The sequence below is a fragment of the uncultured Hymenobacter sp. genome, assembly GCF_964242765.1.
Lineage (GTDB): Bacteria > Bacteroidota > Bacteroidia > Cytophagales > Hymenobacteraceae > Hymenobacter.
On record NZ_CAXTBM010000062.1, the window covers coordinates 21249 to 31756 of the forward strand.

Annotated in this window: 12 protein-coding genes; 5 read left to right on the forward strand and 7 right to left on the reverse strand. The window is 58.0% G+C overall.

The window, feature by feature from the left end; genetic code table 11:
* Positions 1–83 precede the first annotated feature (83 nt).
* The 5 genes from ACFE7X_RS20290 to ACFE7X_RS20310 all read right to left on the reverse strand — a co-directional run bounded on the left by ACFE7X_RS20290 (position 84) and on the right by ACFE7X_RS20310 (position 4686).
* Positions 84–1271, reverse strand: a complete 1188-nt coding sequence (locus ACFE7X_RS20290) for an ABC transporter permease (RefSeq protein ID WP_375437516.1) — start codon at positions 1269–1271, stop codon at positions 84–86.
* A 2-nt stretch (positions 1272–1273) separates the two neighbouring features.
* Positions 1274–1531, reverse strand: a complete 258-nt coding sequence (locus ACFE7X_RS20295; protein ID WP_375437517.1) for a hypothetical protein — start codon at positions 1529–1531, stop codon at positions 1274–1276.
* A gap of 151 nt (positions 1532–1682) precedes the next feature.
* Entirely contained in the window at positions 1683–2225 is a 543-nt protein-coding gene (locus ACFE7X_RS20300) for a c-type cytochrome (protein WP_375437518.1), read from the reverse strand.
* 194 nt (positions 2226–2419) lie between these two features.
* A complete protein-coding gene (locus tag ACFE7X_RS20305; protein ID WP_375437519.1) occupies positions 2420–3622 on the reverse strand; it encodes a glycosyltransferase in 1203 nt (400 codons plus the stop codon).
* The gene (locus ACFE7X_RS20310) at positions 3619–4686 is read right to left on the reverse strand and encodes a lysylphosphatidylglycerol synthase domain-containing protein (RefSeq protein ID WP_375437520.1); all 1068 of its coding nucleotides are present in this window, start codon (positions 4684–4686) and stop codon (positions 3619–3621) included. Before ACFE7X_RS20310 ends, ACFE7X_RS20305 begins: the two co-directional genes overlap by 4 nt.
* 95 nt (positions 4687–4781) lie before the next feature.
* On the opposite strand from ACFE7X_RS20310, the gene ruvC reads away from it, so the two are divergent.
* The 4 genes from ruvC to ACFE7X_RS20330 all read left to right on the forward strand — a co-directional run bounded on the left by ruvC (position 4782) and on the right by ACFE7X_RS20330 (position 7855).
* Complete coding sequence (gene ruvC, locus ACFE7X_RS20315; RefSeq protein ID WP_375437521.1) at positions 4782–5402, forward strand: crossover junction endodeoxyribonuclease RuvC; 621 nt, start codon at positions 4782–4784, stop codon at positions 5400–5402.
* An 89-nt stretch (positions 5403–5491) separates the two neighbouring features.
* Positions 5492–5710, forward strand: a complete 219-nt coding sequence (locus ACFE7X_RS20320; RefSeq protein WP_375437522.1) for a KTSC domain-containing protein — start codon at positions 5492–5494, stop codon at positions 5708–5710.
* Positions 5711–5876: 166 nt separating this feature from the next.
* On the forward strand, positions 5877–7148 hold the full coding sequence (locus ACFE7X_RS20325) for an LVIVD repeat-containing protein (RefSeq protein WP_375437523.1): 1272 nt from the start codon (positions 5877–5879) through the stop codon (positions 7146–7148).
* On the forward strand, positions 7148–7855 hold the full coding sequence (locus ACFE7X_RS20330) for a hypothetical protein (protein ID WP_375437524.1): 708 nt from the start codon (positions 7148–7150) through the stop codon (positions 7853–7855). The genes ACFE7X_RS20325 and ACFE7X_RS20330 overlap by 1 nt, the downstream gene beginning before the upstream one ends.
* A 129-nt stretch (positions 7856–7984) precedes the next feature.
* Here ACFE7X_RS20330 and ACFE7X_RS20335 read toward each other — a convergent pair whose 3' ends face one another.
* Positions 7985–8779, reverse strand: a complete 795-nt coding sequence (locus ACFE7X_RS20335) for a PhzF family phenazine biosynthesis protein (RefSeq protein WP_375437525.1) — start codon at positions 8777–8779, stop codon at positions 7985–7987.
* 394 nt (positions 8780–9173) lie between these two features.
* On the opposite strand from ACFE7X_RS20335, the gene ACFE7X_RS20340 reads away from it, so the two are divergent.
* Complete coding sequence (locus ACFE7X_RS20340; RefSeq protein ID WP_375437526.1) at positions 9174–9710, forward strand: 2'-5' RNA ligase family protein; 537 nt, start codon at positions 9174–9176, stop codon at positions 9708–9710.
* Positions 9711–9815: 105 nt separating this feature from the next.
* Here the strand turns inward: ACFE7X_RS20340 and ACFE7X_RS20345 are convergent.
* Positions 9816–10508 (reverse strand): aldehyde dehydrogenase family protein (locus ACFE7X_RS20345; protein ID WP_375437527.1); only part of this gene is annotated, 693 nt, incomplete at its 5' end.

The window sequence follows — 10508 nt, forward strand, 5'->3', positions numbered from 1 at the left end:
TGTTGATAATTGGCTGTTGACTAGTTGATTGTTGAATTGTTGATTGCTAACCACTTTCCATCAACTAGTCAATCATTCCCCCATTAACTCAAGGGCGTTTTAGGATCATAAGCGTCGCGGAGGCCGTTGCCGAGCAGGTTGAAGCTCAGTACCAGCAAGCTAATGGCTAAGCCGGGCAGCAGCGTGAGCCACAAACCGGCTGTGGTGCCTAGCAACTGGAAACCTTCATTCACCATAAGCCCCCATGATGGGGCTGGTGGCTGCACGCCCAATCCTAGGAAACTCAGCCCCGCTTCCAGCAGAATGGCCGCTGCAAAATTACTGGTTGCAATGACAATAAGCGGCCCCGTCATGTTGGGCAGCAGATGCCGGGCAATAAGGCGGCTCTGTGGCAAGCCCAACACGCGGCCGGCTTCCACAAAGGTTTTCTCACGCAAACTTAGCATCTGCCCCCGCACCACGCGGGCCACATCCACCCACATGGTCAAACCCACGGCCACGAAGGAAGTCCAGACGCCTTTGGAATCGAGGGCTAGCGAAATGGCAATAACGAGCATGATGCCCGGAATGCTCCACACCACCGTCATCAGTCCCAGCAGCAAACTATCGAGCCAGCCGCCCACGTAGCCCGCCACCGCCCCAATGGTCATACCCAGCACCAGCGAAATCAGGACGGCTACCAGCCCGATACCCAGCGAGATGCGCGTACCCAGCAGCAGGCGGCTTAGCTCGTCGCGACCCGCTTTATCGGTGCCTAGCCAGTAGGTGCGGCGGACGATGTGCTCTTGCTCTACCGCTTGGCGCAGTTCGGCGAGCGTGCCCGGGCGGCCCACCAATTGGGTGAGCGAGTAGCGCCGGGGCTGGTCGGCCAGGGCAGAATGGTTGCGGTAGGGTTGCGTGAACAGCGAATCGCCCTCGAAACGGTAGTTTTCGATGGGCGTTTCCTGGTAGCGGGGCGTACGGCCCCGTAACCAAGTGGTCAACAAGTTGTCGGTGCGTTGCGCGCCAGTGGCTTCGGTCGCTGGCAAGCGCAAGATGGTAGCTTGAAAACCTGGTGGCTCTTTCTGGAGTTGCACGAGGCTGTTGTTGGCGTTCGGAGAGTTGTCGGGCAGCACCCAATAGCCCAGTACCGCTACCAGCGTGCACAAGAGGATAAAGCCCAGCCCAGCCATGGCCGGCCGGTTCTGGAGCAGGCGTTGACGGACGTAATAACTCGGCGGCCGGGCAACAGCGGCGGCGCTCGGCTGCCCGGAAATTGCGGCCCCCGCCACGCCTAACGAGTGTTGTGCTGAAGCAAGCCTTCCTTGGAGGCCAGGTAGTAACAGTCTTGGCTAATGGCGCCAAACGAGCTTTCCTCGTAGGCCAGCTCGGTATCGGGGTCGGGCCAGAAACTCCGAGCCAGGCCTTGCTCTAGCAAACTCCGCAAGCCTTGCTTAAGGTCGGGGGCGGATAAGCCGGTTTTCTGGAGCAGGTCGCGGAAGGAAGTGACGAAGTACAGCTCGTCGAGGATGTCGAATTCAGAATCAGTCACAGGCAAACAAGAACGGAAGGAACAACAAAGGTAGCGCGAGCGGGCGGAAATCAGAACCTAACGCTGGACAGGACTGCTCCGCCTCATTTCTGAAGGGCAGCCCGGTTATGCTTGCTCTAACATACACTTATCTTAATTGCCCGGGCCCCACTTAGTTAAGCGCCACTGCTGAAGTAGCAAAGGCCCCACTTTCCGCCTTAAGGTAAATCAAAATGGAAGTAATTTCCTGATCGGAAAGGGCAAAGCTGGGCATCTGCTGCTTCTGGTATTGATTGTAAATTTTCACGGCGTACTCGTCGCCGCTGGCTACCACTTTGCTGGAGTTTTTGATCCAGGGAATCAGCCAGGTAACCGGGCGCCGTTCGTGCAGACCAGCCAGGGCCGGACCCACCACTACATCATTCACAGCGTGGCACTGGGCGCAGTTGCTTTTGAACAGTGTTTCGCCGGCAGCAATTAACGGCAGCTCTTCCGGCTTGAGCGCCGAAGCAATGCGGTTCGAGTCGGCAGGCAGGTTGCCTTCACCGCCGGACGTACTCGCCACCGTGTCGGCGGCGGCTTTGGAGGCCGCCGCATTGGCCGCATCCGCAAAGGGCGTAACAAGACCCGTAGCGGCGAAAAATACACCGCCCGTTAAGAATACCAACAGCACAACCAACAGAGGAAACATCATTTTTAAGCTGAAATGAGACATAGTGCAGCGGTTAAATGAAATTGGTTGATTACGCTGAAAAAGTACCTTGCAAATGATGGTAACCCAACCATTTCGCCTAGTTTATTTTCCCATTCCGCACCTTATTGCCAGCACTAAAAAGTCGTTTTTGCAAAGCACCCTTCCTGCCCCTACTGTTGGGCTTAAATGCCGCATAGTAATGCCTTCTTCGTGCGTTACTTACTGCCTTTTACCTGCCGGCCCTTCCACTCGTAGCCTCCGCGTAAACCAGCCGCCCCAATCAGTAACGCATACGGCGCGTACGCCAATTGCAGGATTGGAACCCACCCCAGCCAATGTAGTCGGTTGAAAAACCGCAGCACTGGGGTCAGGAATAGCACATCAGCTCCCAGCTTCACTACCCAGGCTACCGCTGCCCAAGGCGCCAAAGCTGGCTGCCAAGGCAGAACCAGAATTCCAGTTGCCAAGGCTACATTGGCCGCCAGCACCAGCACAGCCAACCGACGCGGGGCCGCAGTGCGGTAGTGCTGCCATTTGCTGGCCCAGCGCACCCGCTGCCGCAGCAACTGCCGTAACGTAGATTGGGCGGCGGTGCGCACTACGGCCTGCTCGTGCTTGAGGAACCGAATACCCGCCGGATACGCCGCGTGCAGCTTGTGCAGCAGAAATTCGTCGTCGCCACTGGCTACGTGGGTGTTGCCGCTGAAGCCGTTTACCGCCGCAAAGCTAGCGCGCCGGTAGCTGAGGTTGGCTCCGTTGCACATAGTGGGCGCCTCCAGCAGAATACCGGCGGCCCCGCTGGCTACCAAGCCCGCTAGTTCCAGTCCCTGCAATGATGCCAACACGCCCTGACCGGTTAGTAGCACCGGGCCACTCACAAAACAAGCATCAGTATCGTGCATGGCACGGTGCGCCAGCAGCCAGTCCGGCAACACCTGGCAGTCGGCGTCGGTGCAAACCACCCAGGGCGCCCGCGCGGCGGCAATGGCTTCTTGCAAAGCGGCTTTCTTTCCGGTACGGGCAGGGCCGGCTAGGTCTTGCAACCGCAGCAAGCGCAGCGCAAACGCACTGTGTTGTGCTGCTTCACGCACGATGGCGGCCGTTTCGTCGGTGGAATGGTCGTCGACCACAATGACCTCGAACTCGGAAGCCGGCAGGCGCTGCCGCTCCAAATCAGCTAACAAGGAGGGTAGAGTAGTTGCTTCATTGCGAGCAGCAACTAAGACCGAGAGTTGAAGCTGGGTTTCAACTTGAAAAGCAGCCGGGTTTACTAGGCGTTTACTCTTGGCGGTGGCAAACTGCTTTTCCGATGCCTGATCGAGACTCGGCGCCGAAATCCAGGCTCGTCGGAATTGCAGCATCCGAACGGCATAGGCGGCCGGCGCGAGGAGCAGCAACAAGCCCAGCAGCGTGTTCATAGACTGGCGGCATGCGTTTCGGCCACCGGCCGTTTTTTGGAAAGCGCAACCTTTTTCTTGCGAAAAAGCTTAAGTCGAAGCACAAACACCAGCCCGGCCGCGCTAGGCAAAGCAATATTGAGCACCCACAAGCTCAAGCTAGCACTGAGCACCGGCAGCACTGGCTCGCCGAGCAGCCCGAATAGGTGCGTAGCCGATAGTTCCCGCACACCTACATCGGCCAAAGCATTGAGCGAGGGCACCAGGGACTTAAGCAGAAACGTGCCCGCAATGGCGGCCGCGCCCGGCCCAAGCGGGGCGTGCGCCCCATACGCTTGCAGCAGCAAGCCAAACTGCACGCAAAACACCCCGTACCGCAGCCCCGACAAAGCCAGCACCGCATGAATCGCCTGCACCGGATACGTGGGCATCACGGCCAAAAACCGCCGGAACCGGCGTAGCGGCGGAACAGCCATCAGCACGGCCAGCAACAACTGTGAGCGGTAGAGCGGCAGCAACACCGCGGCATTCACCAGCACGGCCGCTACCACCACGCCGAGCCCCGTGGCTGGATAGTCACGCAAGTAGAACGCCAGCAGAAAATACACCAAGCCCGTCGTGCCCGCCAGCACCGTCACCACCAGTTGCCCGAAGCGGCCTAGAAACACGGCGCCTAGCGCATCGAGCCGCCGGCTTTTCAGCTCGATAATGCGGCCTGCGTAGTCGCCTACGCGGTTGGGCGTAACGAACCCTAAGGTGAGGCCTACTAGCACCGCCCGAAAGCTGCGCTGAAACGAAACCGGTTCCAGATGCCGGGCCAGCCGCCACCATTTCCAAGCTTCCACGCCCCAGTTGACGGGCACTAGCGCCAGGGCCAGCAATACGGGTTTGCGCCCTTGCCCGGTGAGCGTAGACGTTAGCAGCCCGCGCCAGGCGGCGGCCGTGGCGGCATCGGCAAACACCGAGTGCCATAATAAGCCGAGCGTAAGTGCCGTTACGAGTAGCTTGCCCGCCACCGCCAGCCAGCCCCGAGGCGCGGTCCGTTCCGGCTTTTGGGCGTAGTTTTGTAGTTTACTGGTAATCAAGAAAGCGACGAGGAGTGCGGTTGACTACGGCAAGTTACCGACGGAAACGCAACAGCAGCCTTATTACTTGTTACTTAGTACTCTATCCTGGAAAAATGATTCTGCCTATTGCCTCCACCGATTTGCTCCCCAAAGTCATCATGGGCGTCGACCCCGGCACTAACATCATGGGCTATGCTCTGATTGAGGTGCAGGGCCAGCGGGTACGCGTGCTGCGCTACGACGTGATTGACATGCAGAAGCTGGGCACGAATCACGCCTTGAAGCTCAAGCGCATATTCGAGCGGATGCTCGAGCTAATCGACGAGTTTCTGCCCGATGAGTTGGCTATTGAGGCGCCCTTCTACGGCGTAAACGTGCAGAGCATGCTGAAGCTAGGCCGGGCGCAGGGCGTAGCCATTGCTGCCTGCCTCTCCCGCCAGATTCCGTACGTGGAGTATGCGCCCACCAAAGTAAAACAGTCGGTGACGGGCTCCGGCAACGCCACCAAAGAACAAGTAGCGCACATGCTGCGCCAGACCCTCACGCTGCCGCCCATTGCCGAAGCCTCGAAGTTTCTGGACGCCACCGATGCGCTGGCCGTGGCCCTCTGCCACCACTACCAAAAAGGCAACAACCAAAAAGCCGGCGGCAAAAGCTGGGGCAAGTTCCTGGCCGACAACCCCGGCAAAGTAGCCGCGCCTGTCGCCGGCAAGAAAAAGCCGGTAGCCAAGTAGCTTCACTTCAAGAGTTTAGGTTCTAGAATCTAGAGCTTAAACCGTATTCCACTTATTTACTGTATTGTTCAACTATACTTATTTTCGCTATGCAACGCCGCCCTATCCGTTCTACTTCTCTGAAAGCCGTTGGCTATGACGCCGATACGTTAACGCTGGAAATAGAACACCGAAGCGGCAGTGTTGTGCGCTATGTTGGCGTGCCCGAAACAGTATATCAGGCGCTGCTGGCGGTATCGGGCAAGGCAATGTTTGTGATGCAGGTGGTGGAACGCGGCGGCTACGAGCGAGAGCAAGTGCGTGGCTAGCATCAGCTACCAATCAGGAGCATAGTACGGTGCGCTCCAGCTTATATAGAAAATAGTTGGTATTCACTTGCAACTTTCTGTTTGAAGGTAGGCTCAGAAGAGTACGCTGGCTGTGTTAACCGCCACCGCTATCCTTGCTCTTCTCACCTTTTTCGTCGGTTGTCTTATGACTAGAATAGTTACTTATCTGTTTAGCTGGCTCATGCTGCTAGGGCTGCTATCGTGTTCTTCCGCAAAAGACGACCCTCAGCCCACCATAGCTTATTACGATGGTTACTGCCCCCAGATGATGGAGCGGACAGTGCTAGAGAAATCAGTGGAAGCTTTGTCGGCCCGGCCTATGCACAACACGGGCAAAATTTACGTGCAAGGCCGTTACTTGTTTATCAACGAGCGGTACGAGGGCATTCATGTGGTTGACAACCAAAACCCGGGTTCTCCCCGCATCATCAGCTTTCTGCGCATTCCTGGCAACATCGACATGGCCGTGAAAGGCAACCTGCTCTACGCCGACAATGGGCCTGACCTGGTGACTATTGATATCACCAACCCCGAAGCCGTGCGAGTGAAGGGCCGCGTGCGCGAGGCCTTCCGGGAGTTGCCGATGCCCGAAATAGCAATGACAACTCCAGAGTGCGCGCCCGAAAACCGCCCGGCCAACACGGTTGTAATCGGCTGGCAGAAAATGAAGGTTCCGTATACCATCAGCCCGTATTGGCGCACCAATTCACCTATGTTTTTCTCCACCGGTAATACCCGAGCGGATGCGTCCGCGCCGGGCGCAGTAGGCAAGGGCGGCTCGCTGGCGCGCTTCGCTATTTTGGGGCAGAGCCTCTACACGGTGGATGAGCAAAGCTTACGCCTATTCGATCTGGCTAACCCAGCGGTGCCCACGCCCGGCCAGAAAATACCGCTGCAATTCGGGGTCGAGACCATTTATCCGAAAGACCACTACTTGTTTCTAGGCACCCAACGCGGCATGTACATTTTCGATGCCGCCACGCCGCAGGCGCCCCGGCAGGTGGCGTACTACCAGCACGTAGTGAGCTGCGACCCAGTGGTGGTAGACGACCGGTACGCGTACGTAACGCTGCGCAACGGCCGTAACTGCGGTGGCGGCGCCAATCAGCTCCAAGTCATCGACCTCACCACGCTCAGCCAACCGCGCCTAGCCCGCACCTACCCCATGTCGGGTCCGCAGGGCCTCGGGGTTGATGGCACTCGGCTGTTTGTGTGCGACAGCGACGGCCTAAAAATATTCGATACCAGCCAGGCCCCGGTGCTCACGCAAACCCAATCTTTTCCCATTAAAGTAGTGGACGTAATTCCCGATGCGGGCACGCTCATGGCTATTGGCACCGACGGACTCTACCAGTACAGCTACACGGGTGCTACGCTCCAGCAATTGAGCTTGCTACCCATCACGCCGCTTCAATAATGCAACTCACTCGTTTGCTTGATTGGAGTGGGCGGCTACTCCCCCTACTGCTGTTGCTGCATGTATCCGTGCGTGCGCAAGGACAAGATGCTGCTCTTAGCCGGACGCTGCTAGTGAAGTTGACGCCGCAGTATGTGGTGGTGAGTGGCTATTGGCTGGAGGTAGAGAAAAGCTGGAATCAGCACCCGCGCCAAAGCGTCACCTTCACTCCCCAATTTTATGCTGGCCCCACTGGTCAGCCAGATGCTCTTACCACTGCCTCTTCCACTACCAACTCCAAGGAAACAGTGCGCGGCGCCGGGGTGCAAGTACAGCACCGGCTGTACCTAACTACCACGAAAGCGCAGTATCCCGCTGGCTTATATGTGAGCTACGGACCCAATTTGCAGCATTTTGCTGTGTCGGGTCGAGAAATAGGGTGGAGACAAGTGCTAGGACCCACCGGCCTCCCGCAATATGAGTACAGCAACGGTCCGCGCCCCGAAACCATCAACCGGTACGGGGCTACCGCGCAAATGGGCTACCAAGCGCCCTTGCATCCCGGCCGCGTTTTTCTGGACTTGTATGCTGGCGTCGGCTGGCGTGCCAGCACGAGTCGCAGCGGGTCTGAGACGATAGAGAGTCAGTACCAATCAGGACCATCCGACTACGGCCACGAAGGACTGTATTTCCCGGCCGGCTTCAAGATAGGAGTGGCACTGCAATAAGCTTCAGCTTAAACAAAGAGTCAAGCGGGCTGGAAGCCTGGCTTCAGCTGGAACCTAATCTAGCCGAAGCCAGGCTTCCAGTCCGCTTGACTCTTTGCTTTCGACTGTAATTGAGTTGCGCTTACTGCTTTACGCCACTTCAATTTCGCCGCGCAAATACGTTACGGCGTAGCCGCTGATGCGGACCCGCTCGCCGCGCAACTCGCACCACAACTCGCCGCCACGGGCCGATACTTGGCGAGCTTTGAGGGTCGTTTTGCCCAGCTTTTCAGCCCAGTACGGGATGAGCGTGGTGTGTGCCGAACCCGTGACTGGATCCTCGGGCACGCCTACTCGCGGCCCAAAGAACCGCGACACGAAATCGACGCCATCGGTGCCGGGCGCCGTGACGATGACAGCACGAAACTCCACGCGGGCTAGGTGGGTGAAGTCGGGGCGAATAGCGCGCACTTCGGCTTCGCTGGCGAAGAGGGCTACTAGGTCGGGGCCGGCCAACACTTGCAGGGGCGTGGCGCCTAAGCCGTCCAACAACCCATCGGGGTGGCTCGGCAGCGGTTGGGGCGGCCGGCTCGGAAAATCCAGCGTCAGGCGGCCGTCGGTTTCGCGCAGTACAAGCAAGGGGCCGCTCCGCGAATGGAAGGTAATTTCAGCGCCTTCGAACCCTACATACTGATAAAGTACGTGCGCCGACGCCAACGTGGCGTGGCCGCATAGTTCCACTTCCACGGCCGGCGTAAACCAGCGAATTTCAAACTCGCTGCCGCCCTTGGGTACGAAGAAGGCGGTTTCGGCCAAATTGTTTTCGGCCGCAATGGCCTGCATGGTTTCAGCGGGCAGCCAGCTTTCCAGCGGGCACACGGCCGCCGGGTTACCCGCGAAAGGCCGGTCGGAAAAAGCGTCGATTTGGTAGATGGGCAAGTTCATAGCGAAGCACTAGGTTAAACAGCATCAGGCTGCTGATAAGAAGGCGAAGCTAAATAGTGGCGAATAAACTTCAGGCATCATGCTGCCTAAGTAGCAGGAGTAGCTGCCTTGGCTGTACTCATTCGTTGTTAAATGCTTCTTCCGTCAGGGCGTTGTTGTTCTGATTGGAGGAAGAAATTTAGGTTGTCTAGCTAGCTTGCTCAACGGCCGACTTCAGATTCCTTGCTCTGGTCGGAACAACAACCCTCTGGCAGCATAACCCCTATGCTGTAAGACGTAAACTACCCGCCACTTGATATCGAAGCTGCTTTTCAAGTGGCTACCTCGCCACTTGGAACGACTATCTATTTCGTGAATCGGCAACTCCACAGCAGCTAGTACGGTATGTCGCTAAATGCCTACTTCCCTTGTTACCGCCAATACCGCCCTTATCCTGACCCTGGCCCTCGACCCGGAAACACAGCTTTTTTTCAATGAGCTGCGGAAGCAGCATTTTCCACCGGAGCGTAATTTCCTTTCGGCACATCTCACACTGTTTCACCACTTACCGGGCGCTGAACACGCTGCCATCACCGAGCACTTGGCGCAGCTAGCCGCCGCGCACCCGCCTCTAACGCTGGCGGTGGCGGGTGTGCGGTTTCTGGGCCGGGGCGTGGCTTACACGCTGGAATGCCCGCTTCTACAAACTTTGCACCGCGGCCTCCAAGCCACTTGGCAACCTTACCTTACGCCCCAAGACCAGCAGAAGCTTAATCCCCACGTCACCGTCCAGAACAAGGTAGATCCGGCGGTAGCCCGTACCCTGCACCAGCAGCTAGTCACTGATTTCCAACCCTTTCAAGCCACCGGAACAGGCTTGCACCTGTGGGCCTACCGGAATGGCCCCTGGGAATCACTGCGCACGTTCCAGTTTGGGGAAGAGCAAGCATAGATGTAGCGCGAACGTGTCGTTGCACGATGGGAACTGACAAACAGCTTCGCTTCAGTGATACGCGAAGCGCAGGCTTCGCGCTACAGCCTACGCCCAGGCAGTGGCTCAGATCTTCTCGGGCAGTAGCAGCGAATCCTCGAAGTTGCCCAGAATGGGCTTGTTACCTTCCGTAACTGCCTCAACCAGCAAGGCTCCACCTACGAAAGCACCTTTCCACGATTCGCCCAAGCCACCGAACACTTCTTCCCGGTCGCCGCGGGAACGAAGCTTGTTGAGGCCGACTTTGAAGGCGCGCACCTCTTTGGCGGTGCGGGCGGCCCATTTCTGGTCGTCGCTGGCTACCGCGGCCACTAGGGCGCCGTTGCTGATGTTCATTTCGCCCACCAGTTCCTCCACCCGATCCACTAGCACGATGCTGTCGATGGGGCCAAATGGCTCTTTGAAGTACAACTCGCTTTGGCGGGGCAGATTCACGAGGGCACGCGGCGCCCGGTAGGCCGAGCGGTCCTGGCCCGGCAAAAACAACGATTCGTCGAGCTTGCCTTCGTAAATAGGCGTGGCGCCAGTTTGCAGCGCGTTGGCATACAGGCGGTCCAGCTCCTGGGCCTGGGTGGGATTGATGACGGGCCCGAATGCCAAATCCGGCAACTGGTCGTTGGGGTTGTCAACGAGGGTCGGGTTGCCCACTTTCAGACTGCGGATGGATTCGGTATAGGTTTCCAGGAACTGCGGAAACAACCGACGCTCCACCACAAAGCGCACGTAGGCCGTGCAGCGCTGCTTGCCGTAGTCGTAGCC

Coding starts and splice junctions, on each gene's coding strand:
- ACFE7X_RS20300 (WP_375437518.1), bottom strand. CDS start 2,225: ATGTCTCATTTCAGCTTAAAAATGATGTTTCCTCTGTTGGTTGTGCTG.
- ACFE7X_RS20305 (WP_375437519.1), bottom strand. CDS start 3,622: ATGAACACGCTGCTGGGCTTGTTGCTGCTCCTCGCGCCGGCCGCCTAT.
- ruvC (WP_375437521.1), top strand. CDS start 4,782: ATGATTCTGCCTATTGCCTCCACCGATTTGCTCCCCAAAGTCATCATG.
- ACFE7X_RS20320 (WP_375437522.1), top strand. CDS start 5,492: ATGCAACGCCGCCCTATCCGTTCTACTTCTCTGAAAGCCGTTGGCTAT.
- ACFE7X_RS20325 (WP_375437523.1), top strand. CDS start 5,877: ATGACTAGAATAGTTACTTATCTGTTTAGCTGGCTCATGCTGCTAGGG.
- ACFE7X_RS20330 (WP_375437524.1), top strand. CDS start 7,148: ATGCAACTCACTCGTTTGCTTGATTGGAGTGGGCGGCTACTCCCCCTA.
- ACFE7X_RS20335 (WP_375437525.1), bottom strand. CDS start 8,779: ATGAACTTGCCCATCTACCAAATCGACGCTTTTTCCGACCGGCCTTTC.
- ACFE7X_RS20340 (WP_375437526.1), top strand. CDS start 9,174: ATGCCTACTTCCCTTGTTACCGCCAATACCGCCCTTATCCTGACCCTG.